The sequence below is a fragment of the Mycobacterium sp. NPDC048908 genome, assembly GCF_043197955.1.
Classification (GTDB): domain Bacteria; phylum Actinomycetota; class Actinomycetes; order Mycobacteriales; family Mycobacteriaceae; genus Mycobacterium.
This window is the reverse complement of sequence record NZ_JBICUE010000018.1, coordinates 1-19,344: the sequence shown is the minus strand read 5'-3', so window position 1 is coordinate 19,344 and position 19,344 is coordinate 1. Positions and strand designations below refer to the sequence as shown.

The window sequence follows — 19,344 nt, the reverse complement described above, 5'->3', positions numbered from 1 at the left end:
ATGAACAAGCAGCAGAGCAAACAGCGAAGTGACTTTCGCGACACCGCGATCCGGGTGGGAGCGGGCTTCGTAGCCAAAGAGCGTCCGTTCGTGTTGGATTCGTTGTCGACGCTGGCACCGTATCTGGGCAAGTGGGATCCCGGCGACATCGATATCGATGTCAGCCTGCAAGACCGCGGTGGTGCAGAACAGCGCATCACATTGCGCATGCGGCCGCCCGGCCTCTCGCCGCTCGTGGCCGTGGCCGATAACCCGGATATCGCCCACGCGCTCGCCGAGGCCAAGCGCGAGCTGATCCGACAGCTCGAGCACCAAAAGTCTGCGCGCGAACCGATGAACAACCGCCGGCTCAGGCGCGCCACCATCCGGCACCCGGCGTGAGGAGACCGACAGCCTATTGCGCGTAGCTGTCGGTCCGAATGCGGTGCGGGTAGGCATCGTCGCGGCGCTGAAACGACAAAATGCTGGAGTTGAGGACGACACCGTCTCGGATCTCGATGGCCCGGCGGATCGTCGGGGTCGAATCCCACGCCGCCGGCCCGGAAAGCAGCGTTTCGATGTGCGGCAACAATGCCTCGCTGATCTCCCAGGTCGCCGAGTTCCACAAGTACGACGGACTGTGATCCACGGCATAGTAAAGCAAGCCGTGGGCCAATTCGATGACCGGCTCGGTGAACGAGGTCGGGTGCGCCCAGCTGAAACCCATGCCCACGTCGCAGGAGACGTCAATGATCAGACTGCCCGGTGTGAAAAGCCGAAGATCGTTCTCTATCAAGAAGATCAGTGGGGAGGCGGGATCCTGTAGGACGCAGTTGACAACGATGTCGTTGTCGGCGAGGAAACGGGCTACCGGCATGACGCCGTGGGCGGGCGTATCCGCCCAGGTCTCTTCGGGCGACTCCGGGTACTGCCCCATTTGAATGATCTCGGTGGAGTGGATCGGTGACCCAACGGCGGCGACGTCGCGGTTGGTCAACACGCGGACATCGTCAACGCCGTGGGCGTTCAGCGCGGTGACGGCACCACGCGCGGTGGCGCCGAAGCCAATGACCGAGGCGCGCAGCCGCCGTCCGTAGCTGCCGGTGATCCCGGCCAATTGCATGGCGTGCAACACCGAGCAGTAGCCGGCGAGCTCGTTGTTCTTGTGAAAGACGTGCAGCCCGAAGCCGCCGTCGGCCTGCCAGTGGTTCATCCCCTCGAAAGCGATCAAGGTCAGCCGCCGGTCGATGGCTGCCTGTGTCAGCGTCGTGTCCTGCACGCAATGTGGCCAGCCCCAAATGACCTGTCCCGCATTTAGTTCGGTGAGGTCTCCGGCTTGCACTTTGGGCAGTAGAATGACGTCGCACTCGGCGACGAGCTGGTCCCGACTTCTGACTCCACCGACAAGTTCGCCCAGCGCGTCATCTGTGGCCCCAAACCCCGCACCGTAGCCGTGCTCGAGGTAGATCCGCTGCCGTATCTCAGGGTGGATCCTGCTCAAATGCGCCGGATGAATGGGCAATCTGCGCTCGTTCGGTTTGCGCGAGCGCGCTAGAACTCCCAGTGAAAGCTGCGGTGTGTCAGCGCTTGTTGCCATGGAGCAGAGCCTCGGTGGACGAGACCTTGCTCGCGGCCTTGGCGCGCTTGGCGGCGCGCTTCTCCTTCAGGGATTTTCCGGACTTCTTGGTCATCGTGTGTCGAGGAGATTTGTCAGACATCGCTGACCCCTTGATTGCGCGGGCCTGGATGGTCCCGATGCCCTGACCTTACTCTCGTCAGCAGCCGTGACGCTCTCATATTACGGCGGCGCGTGGCCTCGGTGACGCGTAGACTCAAGGTACGCCGACGCGCTTCTGTCGTTTCAAATGATTCTGGCCGGTCGTCCGCACTCTCGGGTTCACTCAGTAGCTCAGACCATTGCCCACCCGGGCCGTTCGACCAGGAAATCACATGGCAATAACGGATATCGCCGCATACGCCCATCTCAATGAGGCGGACATCGAGGCGCTCGGGTTCGAACTGGACACCATTCGCCGCGACATCGAGGACTCCCGTGGGGCCAGCGACGCGGCCTATATTCAGCGCACGATCAAGATCCAACGGGTACTCGACGTCGCAGGGCGCCTGATCATCGGCTGCAGCCGGTCGCGCGCCGGGTGGGTGCTGGGGACCGCGACGCTGGCGTACGCGAAGAGCGTCGAAAACATGGAGATCAGCCATAACGTGTCCCATGGTCAATGGGATTGGATGAACGACCCGGAGATTCACTCGAGCACGTGGGAGTGGGACATGGCCGGGTTGTCCTCGCAGTGGAGGCATGCGCACAACTACCGCCACCACGTGTTCAGCAACGTGCTTGGCATGGACGACGATCTCGGCTTCGGCGTGATGCGGGTGACCCGCGATCAGCCGTGGCAGCCACAGTATCTGCTGCAACCGCTTCAGAATCTGTTCCTGGCGGCCACATTCGAGTGGGGCATCGCGCTGCACGACATCGATCTGGAGGCAAATCGCGCGGCCAGAGCCCTCGACCGGGGCACCGAGACAAGAGCGCTGATCGGAAAGATCGGCCGCCAAGCTGCCAAGGACTACGTGGTCTTTCCGGCGCTGAGCCGATCTCGCTGGCGCAGGACGTTGGCTGCGAACGTGACGGCCAACCTGCTGCGAAACCTATGGGCGTATGTGGTGATCTTCTGTGGGCACTTCCCCGACGGCGCCGAGAAATTCACCGCTGACGTGCTGGAGCATGAGACTCGGGCCGGGTGGTATCTGCGGCAGATGCTCGGTTCGGCGAACTTCAAAGCGGGCCGATTGCTGGCGTTTTCGAGCGGCAATTTGTGCTATCAGATTGAGCATCACTTGTTTCCCGATCTGCCGAGTAACCGCTACGCGGAGATCGCGGTGCGCGTTCGGGCGCTCTGCGACAAATTCGATCTGCCCTACACGTCGGGTTCGCTTGCGCGCCAATATCTTTTGTCCTTGCGAACCATTAACAAGCTGGCGCTCCCCGATGGATTCCTGACGGCTACGTCCGACGACGCGCCAGAGACTGCATCGGAACGCAAATTCGGTGGCCGCGCAATGTCAATCGCCCGGTTGGGCGGCCCGATCGTAGGGCTGCGAAGCGCGTTGCGCGACCGTGTACGTCGCATTCACTGACGCACAGCGGTCAGCGCTGATCCCGCATACCTGCCAGTGCCGCGTCGACCGTGTCGACGATCGGTCGCGAACCGTTGGGGGTCGCAGATCCGCAACAGCCAGGAGACCGCCGCACACCAGGTACGGCCTGTCATCTAGTGTCGAATCGCGGCACATGACGGTTCGGGCGTTGAGTGGACGGAGCGAACGTGCGTGTCACGATTGTCCCGCCAGAGGTGATTTGTCCGCACGGGTCCCGGTGGCCGGGGCTGTGTTGATTTCGATGTCGACTCGGGCCGCTTGTGCTTTCGCATAGTCCTCTACCTGATCGCGGACGGCCTCTTTCACCTTCTGGCCGCGGGTCTTGTACACCACGCCCGCGAGCACGCTGGTGAGTACAAGTATTGCCACGGCGACGACGATCAACAGGAGTGTGGTGTTGGTGCCCACGGGTCAGTCCTTGGCCCGGGCGAATCGTGTCGCTGCGCTGTCGGCGCGCTGTTGGTGTTCGAGTCGAGTGTCGCGACCTTCGTCGCGAAACGTTGCTTCGCGGTGGATGCGGGCGTCTGCGCGGCGGGTGTCGGCTGCGCGGCTGGCAGCGGGCCGCGGGAGCGCCGACAGAAGCCGGAGGCCGAGGGACGTCATCGCGGTGACCGCGGTTCGTTGACTGGCATTAGATGCCCCATATCTGCTGGTGGGTCTTCAGTACACGCCTACATCAGCGTAATGTCAACAGTGTTGACGGCCGCCGTTGACACCCGCTGGACTGGATTGACTCAACCGGAAGGGAAGTGCTGCTGCGATGGCGAAACCGCGGTCGGCGTCAGGTCCTCGCGCCAACGGGACGGATCCGAACACCCCGCCGCCTGGGAAGAATGACGGCCAGGTGAGCAGGTCAGTGATCTTGCAGTCGGCTTTGCAGATCGTCGACCGCGACGGCGTCGACGGGTTGTCGATGCGCCGCCTCAGCGAGCAGGTGGGTCGTGATCCCACGGTGATCTATCGGCACGTGCCGAACAAGGCGGCAGTGCTCGACGGCGTCGCCGAGATCGTTTTCGGTCAGCTGCGGGTGGATACCACGGACAAGGATTGGACCGCCCAGCTGCGTGCAGTAGCGCATGATTTCCGACAGCTCGCACTCGCACACCCAAATGTCGTGCCGCTGTTGGTGACTCGACCTATTGCCACACCGTTGGGCCGACGGCCGCCGGGGATGTTGCGGCCGCTGGAGGACGTGCTCACGCTGCTGACCTCCGCCGGCTTCAGCGGGGCGGACGCCCTGCACATCTACCGGGTGCTGTTCGGGTACCTGCATGGCCACATCCTCACCGAGTTGCAGGAAGTCATCGAACGACCCGAGGAGACCGACGACGTCTTGCGATTGGGGCTGCACCGACTGACCGTGACCGAGTTCCCCCGGGTGCGAGCGGTGGCGTCGGCGCTGGCCAACTATGACGGCGCCGCTGAACTCGACCGAGGTCTCGATCTTCTGCTGGTGGGCCTGACCGCCACGCTGACACCGTCGAGCGGGACGCGCCGAGGCTGAAAAAGTTTGTGCGCCAAGGGTTGAAGGCCGCGCGACGTTGAGCTGGACAGCCGGGGTAGACTAGACGTATATCGGCGGTACTTCGTCACACGATCGTTCAAGGTCGTGTCATTGCCGATTCGAAGGATCTGGCCGATTCGCGGCCAAGGCAGGAGCGTCACATGACGCAGGTAGAAGCTCGCACGAAAGTCGGGCAACGAGATTTCACCCCAGAGCAGACCCCGCGATTGCGCTTGAAGCCCAAGGCGCCTCAGAGCGGGTATGTCGACGGGGCGTGGTGGCCGCACAGTGACGACCTCGCCGCGGAGTTGCCAGATCTACTGGCGGTGCTGTCCGTTCGGCTCGGGCCGATCAGTCGCGTGATCTTCAAGCTCAACGAGTGGTCGACACCGTTGGCTAAGTTCTCGACCGGCGGGCGCCGGGTGCGACTCGACGGATACCGGCTTCAGCCGGCCAACACTGTCGAAGTTCTGGGGCTCAACCGCGGGAGGATCGTGTTGCTGGTCGTGCCATCGGACACCGATCCGGACAAGGCACATGCCACGCTGATGGCTGCCGCGGCTCCGAAAAACGACTCGACGGTTGACAACCTGCTCGTCGGCCGCGCGTCGGCTCAGTAGCCGAAACGATTCATGGGTGCGCGATTGCATCCAGTGTGAAAGAAGAGAGAAGTAAATGACAGAGGGAACCGTGAAATGGTTCAACAGCGATAAGGGCTTCGGCTTTATCACCCCCGATGGCGGCACAGAGGATGTGTTCGTTCACCATTCGGAGATCCAATCGGGCGGCTATCGCTCGCTTGAAGACAGCCAACGAGTCAAGTTCGAGATCACGCAGGGACCCAGAGGCTTGCAAGCAGTCGGAGTAACGGGCATCTAGTTCGCCGACTCCTCAAACCCTCTGAGTCGATGGGGCAGGTTCGACCTGCCGTGTCACTCAGGGGGTTTTCCTCTGCGTAGACGGTTTAGGTTGCGTCGCGGTGGCTACATTGGCAGTACGCCGACGCGCGGCCGTCGTTTCTATCAATCCCGACCGGTCGTCCGCGTCTATTTCGGGTTCACGCAAGAGCCAGACACTCGCCTACACGGCCGGACCAGATCGGTGGCCAAACCGTCAAGGACTATGTGCTGTTCCCAGCGCTGAGCATGTTTCGTTGGCGCAGAACGATAGCCGCCAACGTCACAGCCCAACGTTTTCGACGGGAAATCTTTGTTACCAGATCGAGCCCTACCTGTTTCGCGATCTGCCGAGTAACCGGTATGCCGAGATTGCTGTACGGGTTCGGGCGCTGTGCGACAAGTACGATCTGCCGTACACCAGCGGTTCGCTTGTGCGCCAATATCTTCTGACGCTGTGTACGATTCACAAGCTGGCGTTTCCCGACCGCTGGTTGCGGGCCATGTGTGACGACGCGCCGGAGACCGCGTCGGAACGGAGGTCCGGGATCGGCGGTGCTCGGGTTGTGCGAGCAGGTGGTCGGATCGTGGGGCTCCGGACGGCGCTGCAGACGCGTGCGCGCCGCCGCCGAGGTGGACGGCGTTCGCCTGCATAAAGGCGACCAGATTCGGGAACACCGGAATAGCGCGAGTTAGCACAGGTAGGAGCCGCGCCTCATGCGAGCGCCATGTCCCAGAACGCCACCTCGTGTGTCAGTACGTCGGCGACTAGCTTGTCGTGTCGGTCCGGGACGGCCAGGACGCCGAGCGCGTCGACGTAATCCGCGAAGGCAGGCGCGGACCAGTGCGCTACGAACTCACCGAACGGTGAGGCGTCCGATGCGGCGGACGACCATGCGAGCAGGTACACGCGTTCGAGCACCCACAGCGCTGTCAACGCCGCCTCATACGGCGCGGCGTCCAGTCGCCCCAGAAGTTCGCGGTAGGCGAGCGTCGCTGGCATCGGTGGCTGCTCCAAGGTCATCCCTCGCCGCGTCGCCTGGTCCTCGAACCAGTCCAGCTCCGCGACCAGCGCCACGCATCCGCCGGCGAGCACCGCCTGAGCTGCTCGCGGGGCGCGTGCCAGCAGCCGAGCCTGGAAGGTCAGCAGGTCGCTGACGAACAGCGCGTCCTGCACCAGCCACCGGTCAAACGCGGCGTCGGTGACGGCGCCGTCGCGCACCGCTTCGAGAAAAGGATGCCGCGTAGCGGCGGCTCACAGCGAATCAAGCACGCCCCGAAGGATAGTCACGACGACCGGCGGACCCACGCCGGGGCGCAATGCGATCTGCCCGCGTACTGAGCAGGGCCCAGCAGGCTCGGTCGGGGAGTTCGCAGACGTCGCCGTCGAAGCGCGGTCGCCCTTGAACGGGTGCGCGGGCGGTCTGGTCGACCTGAGGCAGTGAGGAGAAGTCGATGTCGGCTTCATCTGTTGGAGGGTTACGTGCTGGCTCCGGCGAGGGTGGTGATGGGTTCGGTGAAACTCAAACGCGGCACGGCGATTTCGCGGTCGCGGCCGTCGAGTGAGCGGAAGCGCACGGTGGCCGACTCGGCCGTGTCGGCGTTGGGCTGTTTGAGGGCCCACGACCACAGCACGATGACGTGGCCGAGGTAGGCGGTGTCGAGCATGGCGACGGCGTCGGGCAGCGTGACGGGCCCGCCGGTGATGGCGTGGTTGAGCATGTCGGACATGGCGGGGGCGTCGACCTGGGTGGTGAGGGCGGCGAAGCTGGTGAGGTCGACGTCGGTGTCGCCGGGTTTGGCGGGTTTGGGGTTGGACAGGTCGCCGATGCGGAAGCCGAGGGCGCCAACGGAGCTGATGTTGTGGCGGGCCAGCGGGACGTCGATGTCGAGGCGGGAATCGGTGAAGCTCGACTTGAGCAGGGCGCGGGCGGCGGCGATGGCGTCGTTGAGTTGGCGGGCCACCCCGCGGCTCTGTTCCATGGTGCCGAAGGCGGTGAAGCGTTTGACGCGCTGCGCGCAGCGCTGCTGGATGCGTTCGACTTCGTCGATCTGGTGGCCGACGAGTTCGAAGAACCCGGCCATCACCTTGCGCAGGGCCGGGTCCAGCGCGGGCAGGGCGTCGGCGACGGCGGCGACGTCGGCTTCGAATTCGGCGCGTTGGTCGGGGTCGTTGATCATGCGCAGGAAGGCGCGATGCGAGTCGCGGCCTTTCGAGTCCCAGGCGGCTTGGTAGTCGGTGTACATCTGGCGCTGGCGGTCGCGGTAGGCGGTGTTGGTGTCGATGGGTTCGTCGAGGGCGGCGGTGGCTTGTTCGATCATGGTGCCGTATTGGCCGATGTCGGTGATGAGGCGTTCCATCTGCAGGGCGATGGCGCGGGCTTCGTCGTAGCAGTCGGTGACATCGGGTGCCGGGCGTTGGCCGGCGTCGAGAGCGTCGAGTTCCTCATGCAGAGAAGCGATTTCGGCTTCGATGTGCTTGCGGATGCGGGCGGGGTCGTTATCGACTTTGACGGCGACCTGCTTGAGGCGCGCGGCGATGCCGGTGATGGAGCCGCCGGTGGCGATGGTGTCCTGGCGGCGCATGCCTCTTAAGAAATCCAGGGCGCGGCGGGCGTCCTGGGTGAGATAGCAGACGTTGGTGTCGTGGCGTTCGTCGACGATGCGATGCAGCCAACCCTGGGCGGCCCAGGACTTGATCAGCGCGAGGCCGGACTGGGCGTCGTCGAGCGTGTGCAGGTCGCGTTCGAGGCGGACGACGAGCTCAGTCTCAGGCACCGCGCCGTCGGAGAGGTGGCGCTCCATCAGCGTGGCGTAGAGGCTCAGGTTGGTCGTGGCGAGCAGGCGAATGGCGCGCGAGCCTTGCAGGTCGCGGTTGAGCTCGAGCAGGTCGACCGCTGATACCGCGCTGTTCTCGTCCACCTATTCCTCTATCGAGTTGAGTACTCGGAGGCCCCAACATAGGGCACCGGGCCGACAGACCTGGCGCGCCACGAGGCCGTGTCGAGGGGTGAGTTGGCCCGTTCTGGGAGGCATGGCGACCAGTGTGAAACACGAGGTGAATGAAGCGTATGGATAGGAGTGGGCGCGGGTCGAGCGATGCTCGCGGATTACTGTGAGTCGGCTGAAGCGGATCGGTGACGACGAAGTTGGAGCGACGGTATGCGGCACGGATGTCGGGCAGTGATGGCGACGGCGGTGATGGCACTGGCGGCGTGTTCGTCGCAGTCCGCAACGAACTCGCCGCAATCCGCATCGAGCTCGCCGTCTTCGGCGTCGAGCAGTAGCGCAGCGCCAGGTTCCCCGACGTGGGGCAGCGCACAGGTCACGGTCGACGGCCGCGCGCATGACATCACGGGCGTCAGGTGTAAGTACATGGGCCCGTCGGTGATCATCGACATTGGCGACGACAACCTCTCCACCGGCGCCAAGGTGACCTCAGGCGCTGCGCCGCGGGTGCTAGTCGTGTCGATCGACAAGTCCATCGCGGGCGGGAAATCGACCCTTTACTTGGTTTCCAAGTTGGATGAAGCCACGGCGCAGAAGAACGGAAACAACTACACCATCCGCGGCCAGGTGGATGACTTGGACGCTGCTGCGGACTCCACGAAACCGGTGACGAGGCCATTCGAGATGAAGTTCAGTTGCCCTGAGTAGGTCAGCGAGTCAACTGAGCCACGGCGTTGTACCCCTCGCGCGCTTCCGGAAAACGGTGCTCAGAGAACAGCTTCGTGGCGGTGCGCAAGATCGCATCCCGACGGTTTTCGTCCTTATGTGTCACGGGTCGAGGGGTGGACGCGCGCGAAGTCTTGGCGTCACCAGCTTCCACAACGCTTCCTTCCGCTACCCGGGCCGATCACGTTACGCGGATTCTTGAACTCGGGGCTTCAGTGTGCGCGTCCCGACGCCCCCGTGGGCCCTCCCACAGGACGGCACGCCATGATGGATGTGATGAACCGGATCATGCTTGCCCTCGCGGCGGCCTTGGGCGTGATCGTGGCACTGCTGATGTGCGGCCCGGCCGCTGGAGAGGCGCACGCGGCGGCTGCGGCGCCAGCGGGGGATGTCATCTCCCTCGGCGACCCGGACGCCCTCGGACAGGTCGATCTCTACGTGGACCCGATGTGCCCGTTCAGCGGGAAGATGGTCCGCGCGCAGGGCGAGGCCATCGGTCAACGCATCGAGGCAGGCACGCTGCACGTCAATCTGCGATTCGTGGACTACCTCGACAAGTACTCGGCCAGCGGCACTTACGACAGCCGGGCGATCTACGCGGCGTTCGTGGTTGCCGATCAGGCGCGGTCGAGCGACATCGCGTGGCGCTTCGTCCGACAGATCTTCTCGGCCGAGCACCAACCGAAAGAGGGCGGGCCGACGGATCTGGACAACAACCAGCTCGCCGGGCTGGCCAACGACGTCGGCGCACCCCAGCTGGCCCAGGACCTCATCAGGGTCGGCCTGCCGATCGGGTTTGATCCTGGTGCCGCCGCCGCAAACAATCTCGCGCTCCTTCGCCAGTTCCCCGACCCCGGTATCCCGACCGTGGTGATCAAGGGTCAGCCCGTCGACGGGCAGTCGAAGTGGCTCGACGAGCTGCCGGGCTGAAAACGCGCCACCGCGTGTAACGCAATTAGGTAGCCTAATGATCTCACCGTCGAGACGCGTTACCGGTCCCAAGAGTGGCTATATGGGACCGGACGGCCATTCGACATCGAGCGAGGACACACCAAGCTATGACGGCGACGACGACCGGCGGGCCACCACCCACTAGCGCGGAGGTGGCGGCGCCGAAGCGCAACTTGATCTTCTCGGCCGTGGTGCTGGGCATGCTGCTGGCTGCGCTGGATCAGACAATCGTCGCGACGGCGCTGCCGACGGTCGTGGCCGACCTCGGCGGTGCGGGCCACCAGGCGTGGGTGGTGACGAGCTATCTACTGGCGTCGACGGTCGTGACGGCGATCGTCGGCAAGCTCGGCGATCTGCTCGGCCGCAAGACCGTCTTTCTGGCTGCGGTGTCGTTCTTCCTACTCGGATCGGTGTTGTGCGGGCTGGCCGGCTCGCTGGAGATGCTGGTCGCGGCGCGTGCCCTGCAGGGAGTCGGTGGCGGCGCGATCATGGTCACCGCGACCGCGGTCATCGGCGAGGTCATTCCGCTGCGCGAACGCGGCCGCTACCAAGGCGCGCTGGGTGCGGTGTTCGGCGTGACCACCGTCATCGGCCCGCTGCTCGGCGGGTTCTTCACCGATCACTTGAGTTGGCGCTGGGCGTTCTGGATCAACGTGCCCGTCGCGATCATCGTGATTCTCGTTGCGATTGTTGCCATTCCGAACCTTGGCAGGGTCGCGCGTCCGGTCGTCGACTATGCGGGCATCGTGCTGGTCGGTTTGGGCGCGACGGGCCTGACGTTGGCGACGAGTTGGGGCGGCGGTGAGTACGCCTGGGGTTCGCCGACGATCATCGGGCTGTTCGTCGGGTCGGTGGTGGTGCTCGTGGCGTTCGTCTTCGTCGAATTGCGTGCGAAGGAACCGATTCTGCCAATGCGGCTGTTCCGCGAGCCGGTCTTCGCGGTGTGCTGTGCGCTGTCGTTCGTGGTGGGTTTCGCGATGCTCGGGGCGTTGACGTTCCTACCGACGTTCATGCAGTTCGTCGACGGCGTCTCGGCGACGACATCGGGTCTGCACACGCTGCCGATGGTGGTCGGGATGCTGACGATGTCGCTGAGCAGCGGCACGATCGTCGGCCGCACAGGTAAGTACAAGATCTTCCCGGTCGCCGGAACCGCTGTGATGGCAATCGGTTTCGTGCTGCTATCGCGGATGGGGCCGGACACGTCGACTGTGGTGCAGTCGGTGTATCTGGTGGTGCTCGGCGCGGGGATCGGCATGAGTATGCAGGTGCTGGTGCTGATCGTGCAGAACACCGTCGACTTCGCCGATCTGGGCGTGGCGACGTCTGGGGTGACGTTCTTCCGCACCATTGGCAGCTCGTTCGGTGCGGCGGTGTTCGGGTCGTTGTTCAACAACTTCCTGGGCAGTCGGCTCGCGGGCGCGTTGGCGAGCAGCGGCGCGCCGCCCGAGGCCGCGCAGTCTCCCGACGCGCTGCACAAGCTCGCGCCGGAGATGGCTGCGCCAATCGCGGCCGCGTACGCCGATGCGCTCGACAAGGTCTTCCTGTATGCGACGCCGGTGGCGGTGGTCGGGTTCATTTTGGCGTTGACGCTGAAGCAGGTTCCGTTGCGCGACAACGCCGTTAGCACCGCCATCGACCTGGGTGAGGGTTTCGCGATGCCGACGACGGACTCGCCGGACCAGGTCCTGGAGAACGCGGTCGGCAGGCTGATTCGTCAGGGGTCCGGGATGCAGTTGCGTGCGCTGGCCGAACGCCCGGGAAGCAAGCTCGACATCTCGCGGTTGTGGGCGCTGATGCAGGTGTATCGCTTTGGACAAGCTGCCGGGCGGGCGCGGGTGGGTGATGTCGCCGAACATGTCCGCGTGCCGCGCGAGATTCTGCAGCCCGCGTTCGATCGGCTTGTGGCTACGGGCTACGCCGAGCGTAATGGCGACGACTTCTGGCTGACGCCGATCGGTGCACGCGAGATTGAGGTGGTACGCGCAAAGACGATGGAGTGGCTGACGCAGCGACTGGCCCAGACGTCCGGTCTGCAGGACCGACCCGATCGTCACGAAGTCAGGCAAGCGTTGGACCGGGTGACACAAAACGTTCTGGTGCAAAGGGATTGGACAGACGACGAGACCCAGGCGATGCGGTTGCGGCCGCCGCGCCGGGCACTGCCACCGAGACCGGCTCCGCCACGGCGGCCGGATCAGAGGTCCTACGTACGGCCACCGCAGGCACCCGCTGAGCCCCCCACGACACGGTTGCGCCCACCGCCAGGTCCGCCACCGAGAGGCTCGCGGCGTCCGTACCGCTAAATCTCCGGTGGTCTGCCACCGAAGCGACCAAGCGAGGCGGGCTATCTCTGAAAGAACGCGTCGTCGGGCATGGGTTCCGCGAAACCGCTCTGCTGTCAGTGCTCGTGGCACATCAGGTTGAAGCTAAGCGCACGTGCGGAGGTAGAACACAATAAGCTTCTCCTGCTCGCCCCCGGCGTGGCTGTGCGTGTGGACCAGCTCCCCGTTGCGGTTTCCCACCTGGCACCTCGAACATGAACCCGTTGCGCACGTCTCGGGCGTCGAGCATCGCGGGCCACCCCGCGGCTTTGTTCCATGGTGCCGAAGGCGGTGAAGCGTTTGACGCGTTGGGCGCAGCGCTGCTGGATGCGTTCGACTTCGTCGATCTGGTGGCCGACGAGTTCGAAGAAGCCGGCCATGACCTTGCGCAGGGCTGGGTCGAGGCCGGGTAGGGCTTCGGCGACGGCGGCGACGTCGGTTTCGAATTCGGCGCGTTGGTCGGGGTCGTTGATCATGCGCAGGAAGGCGCGGTGGGAGTTGCGGCCCTTCGAGTTCCAGGCGGCCTGGTAGTCGGAGTACATCTGGCGCTGGCGGTCGCGGTAGGCGGTGTTGGAGTCGATGGGCTCGTCGAGGGCGGCGGTGGCTTGTTCGATCATGGTGCCGTATTGGCCGATGTCGGTGATGAGACGTTCCATGTGCAGGGCGATGGCGGGCCTCGTCGTAGCAGTCGGTGACGTCGGGTGCCGGGCGTTGGCCGGCGTCGAGGGCGTCGAGTTCCTCATGGAGAGCGGCGATTTCGGCTTCGATGTGCTTGCGGATGTGGGCGGGGTCGTTGTCGACTTTGACGGTCGACGTGCTTGAGGCGCGCGGCGATGCCGGTGATGGAGCCGCCGGTGGCGATGGTGTCCTGGCGGCGCATGCCTCTTAAGAAATCCAGGGCGCGGCGGGCGTCCTGGGTGAGGTAACAGACGTTGGTGTCGTGGCGTTCGTCGACGATGCGGTGCAGCCAGCCCTGGGCGGCCCAGGACTTGATGAGCGCGAGCCCGGACTGGGGATCGTCGAGGTCTTGCAGGTCGCGTTCGAGGTGGACGACAAGCTCGGTCTCGGGAAGTTGGCCGTCGGCGAGGTGGCGCTCCATCAATGTGGCGTAGAGGCTGAGGTTGGTTGTCGCCAGCAGGCGGATGGCTCGGGAGCCTTGCAGGTCGCGGTTGAGCTCCAGCAGGTCGCCTACTCCCGCGTCGTCGTTCACCTGCGGTCCTCGGTGTGTCGTAGGTCTGGACACTTCAACATAGGCGACGGGAGGGACAGCTCGGGAGCGCGAAGGACCGTGTCGGTAAGATTCTGGCCAGAATCGGCCATTGGCAACTCCGGCGGAATGCGGTCTGGCTCAAGGGTTTGCACTCAGTGGATGGTGTTCTGATGCAGCTGTGAAATCGGTTGCTAGTGGTGCTCGAGCGTTGCGGCGCTGCCAGGGGCCAGGCGGGGCCGGACTCGCGTCTGCCGCAAACATGAACAGGTCGAAGCGAGCACGCCCTCGCGACGCCGGTCGAGGGTGTTGAGAATGGACGGTCGAGGTCACCAAGATTGGTGGGCATACAAACTCGAACGCAGCGCCACCTGGCAGGCCCGTTGATCGTTATCACCGAACTAGTCTCGAAGATCCCTGTTGCTGGGAACACGAGGATCGGCTGGAGCATGCAGATTAAATCTCGGATGCTGCGCGCCGCTGGCGTGCCAACTAGCCTGAGACCGTGCTGGCGATTCCAACGCTCAAGTTTAGCTACGGCAATCTGCTACTCGCCCGTCTTCGAGACCTCGGCTCGGCCAATATCAATGAACTCCTTGGCGAGGATCCAGCACACCTGTTCAAGTCCGGGGGTCGGTTCGAGAACCCGGAAAGGCGGGCGCGTGATTGTCTCCGATTCGCGCAGATGCTCGATCTCGTGGTGGAGGACAAGCGTGGGTGGATGCTCACCGAATCTGGTAACACTTACGCCGACAATGTTGATCCGAGGAATCCTTGGGTCGTTAATGACACTCAGGCTGGCGTTCTTCGAGACCGCCTATCTGGTGATAGCACTCCGCTCGCTTCGGACGTTCGTATTGCTCTTCAGGCTGTTCGAGACTTGGCCCCCGGCTTTTCCACCGACGATCTAGGGCGTGCACTAGAAGCGCATGCGGATACTGGTCAGTGGCAAGCAGATCGGACCTTCGAATCCCAGGGTGCTCGCTACCGAGAACTCCTCATAGAGAGTGGGCTCATCGATAGAAACGGTGGAATAACTGACCAAGGCGTCACCTTCCTTGGACGACAGGCTTCGGTCTGGTGGGTAAATCAAGGCGCCACTTACACGAAGGAGCGCGATGGCGGCTTCCTTTGGGCGCCGATGCTTAATAAGGCAGGCCGTCCGCAATACCACTGGGACACCATGGATGAGGTCCGCGAAGGTGACGTTGTTCTGCACTACAGCAATGGCTCGCTGCGGGCCGCGAGCCATGTAAGTGCAGCGGCGAGGCCGGCGCCGAATCCGCTCGACGACCAGTCCTGGGATAACGAGGGCCGACTGGTCGAGTCGCAGTATCAGGAACTGAATGAACCCGTCGCGCTTGGCGCTATCGACGAGGGTGCCCGAATCAGACAGGGTTCGCCGTTCACAGTCACCGGATCGGTCCAGCAGGTCTATCTCGTTCGGCTCCAGGGACACTTCGTAAAGGAACTGGCCGGGCGCTTTCCCGAGCTCGCGGCGCACCTACCTTCGGCCCCAGCCGGTCCAGGTTCAACGCCGACATTAGAGAAGGCGGCGATGCCGGCCGAACTGTTTAGTGACTTCGCCGTCGCGGTGGAAGTTTCTGGACTCCGCTTCCCAGCAGGCTCAAATCTCGTTCGATCGTTCTTGGCCGGCCTGCTGGCCAAACCCTTCGCGATCCTGACGGGACTCGCCGGTTCGGGCAAGACTCAGCTCGCGATGAGGCTCGGTGAATGGTTCGGGACAGATGAACACGGACGTCATCGTCACATCGTCGTACCTGTGCGGCCAGACTGGACGGGCCCGGAATCCATCTTTGGGTACGAGGATGCACTCCGTACGTCAGCGTCTGGCGCGCCGGTTTGGTTCGTTCCCGAAGCGTTCGAGTTTGTTCTTCGCGCCGCGAGCGATCCTGAGCACCCATACTTGCTAATCCTCGACGAGATGAACTTGGCCCATGTCGAGCGGTATTTCTCGGACTTCCTCTCCGGGGTCGAATCGCGACGTCCGGTATTACCGGATCTGGTCTTCGAACAACCAACTCGTCAATGGGTACTGCGTGACGTAGAAGCACAGCGGCTGTCATTGCCACGAAACCTTTTCGTTGTCGGCACGGTCAACGTTGACGAAACGACCTATATGTTCTCGCCGAAGGTTCTCGACAGGGCCTTCACCTATGAGTTTCGGGTGACCGCCGATGAGCTCGACGCCGACCTTCGGCGACCCACTGCAGCGCAGGCGGGGGAGGACCGGCGAGTGCGCGCCTTCGCCTCGCTGGCGGAAAGCGATGACTGGCAGCGAGAGCATCCTCATCCGGCTCGCGATGAAATTGTCTTGACCCTCCGAGAGGTTCACGCAATCTTGGCTCGCGCCAATCAGGAGTTCGGGCACCGAACGCTTTATGAAATCCTGCGGTTCTGCGCGTTCTACGCAGCGACGGGACACACCGACGGTCACATCGCGCTCGACCTCGCGATGATGCAGAAGGTTCTGCCGAAGGTACATGGATCGCGACGGCAAGTGGAGCCGGTTCTCACTGCGTTGGACGCGCTAGCCCAGGGGGCGGGTCCTGCCCCGCAGCTGCCAGTCACGCATCAAAAGATCGTCCGCATGATCGAGTCCGTCCGCGCGAATCAGTTCGTCAGCTTCGCTGAGTAGCCATGCTCCGGAAGTCGATCCAGTTAGCACTTCGAGATGGCGAGGGCCATGTCATAGGTGAGCTGCTGATCGCCAAGCTTCCCGGTAAGCAGGACACGACGTTCTCTGCCCGCGCTGATGTCGCGCTGCGTGAGGCCGGGACCTACCGCTACGAGATATTAACCGATGCAACGCATGTAGAAGTTGAGCCACGCGAGTTGTTCGATCCCGACGATGCGACTTGGAAGCGAGGTCGGCTAAGTCCCGGTCAAGCCGTTGGACTTCTTCGGATCAGAGTTGGTGATCGCACGACAGGGCTATCAGGGACGACCGATGTGGACGTTCTGGCCGTCAAGCTCGACCACGAGACTGAGTATCGCCAGATGCTGACTGACATTTCTTCGTTCGCTGCAGAGGCGGTGTTGCAGGGTTTCGCCCCAAGCATGTTGGACCTTGCGCCAAGTAAACTACCTGCCGAACTGCTGTACCTGCGCTTCGCGATGATCGCCGCGTATCTGCAGGATCGGGCGTTCGAGGCTGCAATTGCGCGTATCACCTCGCAGCCGAACCGCACATGGGTGTCTGAGCAAGAGATGCGCCCGATTGGATCACCGTTTCCAGCCGGCGCCGCTTTTCGTCGCGCAGTTTGCGTGCCCGGCCGGCGGGTACCGTGGTCGGGTGGTTCGAACCAACTTGCGTCGTTGCCTGTTGCTCTAACCCGTGATCGCGCTGAAGCGAGCGTCGACAACTCACCTAACCAGTTCGTCAAGTTTGCCTTGGAGCGGTGGCGAGCCGTCGCGTTGGAATTGTCCGACGTGCTATTTCTGGCCTCGCAAAAGGTGGACTCAGGACCGCTGCGCCGCGGTCAGCAGATCGTCGCTGACGTCGGTGCCCAACTCGACGAATACCTTGCCCACCCGCTCTTCCGGGAGGTCAGCTCACTACGGAGGATGCCAACGTCGGACCAGGTGTTACTCAAGCGCGGGGGTTACCGCGAAATCTTCCGAACGTTCGCGATGACTGAGTCAGGCCCTATCGTACGCATTGACCGCGGGGACATGGACGACGTTTTCGCAGCATCGCAACGCAACATCGCAACGCTTTATGAGTTCTGGTGCTTTCTTGCGGTGGTGGATTCACTCGGGCGAGTGTGCGGTGAAGATCGAACGGCGCGCGCCTTCAGCGTCGCTGGAGATGGCATCTCCATGACTATGCGCCGAGGCCGCGCGTCGAGGTTGCGGTGGTCTATCAAATGCGGAGGCCGGCCGCTTCTTGTCGAGGTCTTCTTCAATCGAACTTTCGCCGGGGCGAACGATCGAGGGGGGTCATGGAGTCAAGCGATGCGCCCGGACTGCTCCGTGCGCATTCGACCAGAAGGCAGCACGCCTTCGCGCGTCCCCACGCAAGAGCTCGAGGTTTGGCTGCACTTCGACGCGAAGTACCGCGTCGACAATCTCCTCGCACAGCTGACCCCAGTCCCCGATTCGGATGAGTTGCTGGAGGAACCGGCCTCTGGCGGCGCTAAGCGCGAAGATCTTCTCAAGATGCATGCTTACCGAGACGCGATCTCGCGAACGGCGGGGGCGTACGTGCTATATCCGGGATCTGAGGTCAAGGACATTCGACGACATCCAGGCTTCAAAGAAGTGCTGCCCGGCCTCGGCGCCTTCCCGCTCAGGCCGAGCAGCGACGGCCTGCCATCTTCGTCTCAAGCCCTCGACCAATTCTTCAGTGACGTGCTCGCACATGTCGCGAGTCAGGTGACGCGTGATGAGCGGCATCGCTTCTGGACCGCGACCGTCCACCGACCTGGTGGGCCCATCCTGGAGTCATCTTTGACAACGGACTTCTTGGAGGAACCTCCTGCCGATACGGATGTGCTTCTCGGTTTCGTTCGAGGCATCGATCAGCGCCAGTGGGTAGAACGGGTGAGGCGGTACAACATTCGTGCTGGAGATCGGGCTGGTGCCGTGGAGATCGGCGGACGAGAACTCGGCGCCAAGTTGCTTCTCTTGTACGAGGACAAGAACGACACCTTGCGCGTGGCCCGCATGGCAAAGGTAGTGCGTTGGCGGCCGGCAACGGCAGCCGACCTATTGGCGACTGGGTATCCGAACCCCCGCGGTCATATCTATTTCGTTGCCGACCTCGAGTTCGTCGAGCAACTGCCCTTGTGGGCCGACTCCATCGACGTGGCGCTTCTAACGGCCAACGTCCCGAACGGGGCGCCGCTTGTCGTAACCTGGTGGGACGTTATCCGTGCAGCCTCGGCCATCGCCCCCCAAGGCGATGGGGGGACGCCAAGCCCCGGCGGGTTACACCCACGGCCTTAATGATCAGCGATTAGCTTGCTGGGCCTCTTAGTGCTACGTGGACGAGTCCATTTGCCGGTGCCAATGCTGCTGTCCAACTGGTACTTACTTCATGTCCCGACCACGTCGGGACGCCCGGCGGTTGCCCGCGGAGATTCCGCCCGGCGCGGCGAGGACCGGGTTGCGTTCTGTTGGTCAATGGATTCGGTTGGGATCTTTTCGAGAGCGTCAACGTCGCGATTCAGGACGCGATTGACGAGGGTCACTGCCGGCAGGATGTGCCGTTTTCGGCATTGCACGGAACAAGCAAGAACGAGATTGGCCAGCCCCTCGATGCCGACGAGAGCGCAGGGGAGTACATGATCGACACGTTTGTTCGTCGGGAGGCGTTGGCAGCAATAGAAACAGTGGGCTCCGAACACCTCCTTGAACGCTTCACGCACAGCAGCCAGTGCGACGCGGTACCGGCCGAACAAACGTCCTGCGATATCGGGCACGTCGACGTCGGGAACTTGTCTCATCCGGCGGACATCGTCGATCCACATGATCTCCAGAGCTGGTTTGAGCAAATCGACCAGCCGGGCTAGTTGTGATGTCCAGGGAGGTTGGTCAGTCGTGTGATCGGCGGCTGGCCTCCGATGGCGGAGTGGGCTCGGTGGTGATTGTAGAAGTGGAGCC

Annotated in this window: 16 protein-coding genes and 5 pseudogenes; 13 read left to right on the top strand and 8 right to left on the bottom strand. The window is 63.3% G+C overall.

Annotated elements, in window-relative coordinates:
- Entirely contained in the window at positions 1-381 is a 381-nt protein-coding gene (locus ACGFK1_RS28945; protein WP_393437827.1) for a hypothetical protein, read from the top strand.
- Positions 382-394: 13 nt separating this feature from the next.
- Here ACGFK1_RS28945 and ACGFK1_RS28940 read toward each other — a convergent pair whose 3' ends face one another.
- Together ACGFK1_RS28940 and ACGFK1_RS28935 are read right to left on the bottom strand one after the other, a co-directional pair.
- Positions 395-1,576 (bottom strand): N(5)-(carboxyethyl)ornithine synthase, encoded by a 1,182-nt coding sequence (locus ACGFK1_RS28940; protein ID WP_393437824.1) that lies wholly within the window; start codon positions 1,574-1,576, stop codon positions 395-397.
- Positions 1,560-1,697 carry a hypothetical protein gene (locus ACGFK1_RS28935; RefSeq protein WP_393437821.1) on the bottom strand — a complete coding sequence of 46 codons (138 nt, stop codon included), beginning with the start codon at positions 1,695-1,697 and terminating at the stop codon, positions 1,560-1,562. The genes ACGFK1_RS28940 and ACGFK1_RS28935 overlap by 17 nt, the downstream gene beginning before the upstream one ends.
- A gap of 232 nt (positions 1,698-1,929) precedes the next feature.
- On the opposite strand from ACGFK1_RS28935, the gene ACGFK1_RS28930 reads away from it, so the two are divergent.
- On the top strand, positions 1,930-3,138 hold the full coding sequence (locus ACGFK1_RS28930) for a fatty acid desaturase family protein (protein WP_393437818.1): 1,209 nt from the start codon (positions 1,930-1,932) through the stop codon (positions 3,136-3,138).
- A gap of 195 nt (positions 3,139-3,333) precedes the next feature.
- Here the strand turns inward: ACGFK1_RS28930 and ACGFK1_RS28925 are convergent, their stop codons facing one another.
- The gene (locus ACGFK1_RS28925) at positions 3,334-3,567 is read right to left on the bottom strand and encodes a hypothetical protein (protein ID WP_393437815.1); all 234 of its coding nucleotides are present in this window, start codon (positions 3,565-3,567) and stop codon (positions 3,334-3,336) included.
- Between the two features lie 3 nt (positions 3,568-3,570).
- On the bottom strand, positions 3,571-3,762 hold the full coding sequence (locus tag ACGFK1_RS28920; RefSeq protein WP_393437812.1) for a hypothetical protein: 192 nt from the start codon (positions 3,760-3,762) through the stop codon (positions 3,571-3,573).
- A 157-nt stretch (positions 3,763-3,919) separates the two neighbouring features.
- Between ACGFK1_RS28920 and ACGFK1_RS28915 the strand changes: the two genes are divergently transcribed.
- From ACGFK1_RS28915 to ACGFK1_RS28900, 4 genes and pseudogenes are all read left to right on the top strand, one after another.
- On the top strand, positions 3,920-4,663 hold the full coding sequence (locus ACGFK1_RS28915) for a TetR/AcrR family transcriptional regulator (RefSeq protein ID WP_393437809.1): 744 nt from the start codon (positions 3,920-3,922) through the stop codon (positions 4,661-4,663).
- Between the two features lie 161 nt (positions 4,664-4,824).
- Positions 4,825-5,283 carry a DUF5994 family protein gene (locus tag ACGFK1_RS28910; protein ID WP_393437806.1) on the top strand — a complete coding sequence of 153 codons (459 nt, stop codon included), beginning with the start codon at positions 4,825-4,827 and terminating at the stop codon, positions 5,281-5,283.
- A gap of 55 nt (positions 5,284-5,338) precedes the next feature.
- Positions 5,339-5,542: a cold-shock protein gene (locus ACGFK1_RS28905; RefSeq protein WP_393437803.1), complete on the top strand. Its 204-nt coding sequence runs from the start codon at positions 5,339-5,341 to the stop codon at positions 5,540-5,542.
- 215 nt (positions 5,543-5,757) lie between these two features.
- Positions 5,758-6,215: pseudogene (locus ACGFK1_RS28900) on the top strand (acyl-CoA desaturase); the annotation flags it as partial.
- A 59-nt stretch (positions 6,216-6,274) separates the two neighbouring features.
- Here ACGFK1_RS28900 and ACGFK1_RS28895 read toward each other — a convergent pair.
- From ACGFK1_RS28895 to ACGFK1_RS28885, 3 genes and pseudogenes are all read right to left on the bottom strand, one after another.
- A pseudogene (locus ACGFK1_RS28895) lies at positions 6,275-6,796 on the bottom strand (TenA family transcriptional regulator); the annotation flags it as partial.
- Positions 6,797-6,902: 106 nt separating this feature from the next.
- A pseudogene (locus tag ACGFK1_RS28890) lies at positions 6,903-7,016 on the bottom strand (DUF4194 domain-containing protein); the annotation flags it as partial.
- Between the two features lie 22 nt (positions 7,017-7,038).
- Positions 7,039-8,481 (bottom strand): DUF3375 domain-containing protein, encoded by a 1,443-nt coding sequence (locus tag ACGFK1_RS28885; protein WP_393437800.1) that lies wholly within the window; start codon positions 8,479-8,481, stop codon positions 7,039-7,041.
- A 215-nt stretch (positions 8,482-8,696) separates the two neighbouring features.
- Between ACGFK1_RS28885 and ACGFK1_RS28880 the strand changes: the two genes are divergently transcribed.
- The 4 genes and pseudogenes from ACGFK1_RS28880 (at position 8,697) to ACGFK1_RS28865 (ending at position 12,491) form a co-directional block, all read left to right on the top strand.
- Positions 8,697-8,846 carry a hypothetical protein gene (locus ACGFK1_RS28880; protein WP_393438033.1) on the top strand — a complete coding sequence of 50 codons (150 nt, stop codon included), beginning with the start codon at positions 8,697-8,699 and terminating at the stop codon, positions 8,844-8,846.
- Positions 8,847-8,880: 34 nt separating this feature from the next.
- Positions 8,881-9,216, top strand: a pseudogene (locus ACGFK1_RS28875) (lipoprotein LpqH); the annotation flags it as partial.
- Between the two features lie 294 nt (positions 9,217-9,510).
- A complete protein-coding gene (locus ACGFK1_RS28870) occupies positions 9,511-10,164 on the top strand; it encodes a DsbA family protein (RefSeq protein WP_393437798.1) in 654 nt (217 codons plus the stop codon).
- 128 nt (positions 10,165-10,292) lie between these two features.
- Complete coding sequence (locus ACGFK1_RS28865; protein ID WP_393437795.1) at positions 10,293-12,491, top strand: MDR family MFS transporter; 2,199 nt, start codon at positions 10,293-10,295, stop codon at positions 12,489-12,491.
- Between the two features lie 239 nt (positions 12,492-12,730).
- Here the strand turns inward: ACGFK1_RS28865 and ACGFK1_RS28860 are convergent.
- A pseudogene (locus tag ACGFK1_RS28860) lies at positions 12,731-13,719 on the bottom strand (DUF3375 family protein); the annotation flags it as partial.
- Positions 13,720-14,221: 502 nt separating this feature from the next.
- Here ACGFK1_RS28860 and ACGFK1_RS28855 point away from each other — a divergent pair.
- The 3 genes from ACGFK1_RS28855 (at position 14,222) to ACGFK1_RS28845 (ending at position 19,253) form a co-directional block, all read left to right on the top strand.
- Positions 14,222-16,375 (top strand): McrB family protein, encoded by a 2,154-nt coding sequence (locus tag ACGFK1_RS28855; RefSeq protein ID WP_393437792.1) that lies wholly within the window; start codon positions 14,222-14,224, stop codon positions 16,373-16,375.
- 2 nt (positions 16,376-16,377) lie between these two features.
- The gene (locus ACGFK1_RS28850; protein WP_393437789.1) at positions 16,378-18,687 is read left to right on the top strand and encodes a DUF2357 domain-containing protein; all 2,310 of its coding nucleotides are present in this window, start codon (positions 16,378-16,380) and stop codon (positions 18,685-18,687) included.
- Between the two features lie 170 nt (positions 18,688-18,857).
- On the top strand, positions 18,858-19,253 hold the full coding sequence (locus tag ACGFK1_RS28845) for a hypothetical protein (protein WP_393437786.1): 396 nt from the start codon (positions 18,858-18,860) through the stop codon (positions 19,251-19,253).
- Positions 19,254-19,344 lie beyond the last annotated feature (91 nt).

Coding starts and splice junctions, on each gene's coding strand:
- ACGFK1_RS28945 (WP_393437827.1), top strand. CDS start 1: ATGAACAAGCAGCAGAGCAAACAGCGAAGTGACTTTCGCGACACCGCG.
- ACGFK1_RS28940 (WP_393437824.1), bottom strand. CDS start 1,576: ATGGCAACAAGCGCTGACACACCGCAGCTTTCACTGGGAGTTCTAGCG.
- ACGFK1_RS28935 (WP_393437821.1), bottom strand. CDS start 1,697: ATGTCTGACAAATCTCCTCGACACACGATGACCAAGAAGTCCGGAAAA.
- ACGFK1_RS28930 (WP_393437818.1), top strand. CDS start 1,930: ATGGCAATAACGGATATCGCCGCATACGCCCATCTCAATGAGGCGGAC.
- ACGFK1_RS28920 (WP_393437812.1), bottom strand. CDS start 3,762: ATGACGTCCCTCGGCCTCCGGCTTCTGTCGGCGCTCCCGCGGCCCGCT.
- ACGFK1_RS28915 (WP_393437809.1), top strand. CDS start 3,920: ATGGCGAAACCGCGGTCGGCGTCAGGTCCTCGCGCCAACGGGACGGAT.
- ACGFK1_RS28910 (WP_393437806.1), top strand. CDS start 4,825: ATGACGCAGGTAGAAGCTCGCACGAAAGTCGGGCAACGAGATTTCACC.
- ACGFK1_RS28905 (WP_393437803.1), top strand. CDS start 5,339: ATGACAGAGGGAACCGTGAAATGGTTCAACAGCGATAAGGGCTTCGGC.
- ACGFK1_RS28870 (WP_393437798.1), top strand. CDS start 9,511: ATGAACCGGATCATGCTTGCCCTCGCGGCGGCCTTGGGCGTGATCGTG.
- ACGFK1_RS28865 (WP_393437795.1), top strand. CDS start 10,293: ATGACGGCGACGACGACCGGCGGGCCACCACCCACTAGCGCGGAGGTG.
- ACGFK1_RS28850 (WP_393437789.1), top strand. CDS start 16,378: ATGCTCCGGAAGTCGATCCAGTTAGCACTTCGAGATGGCGAGGGCCAT.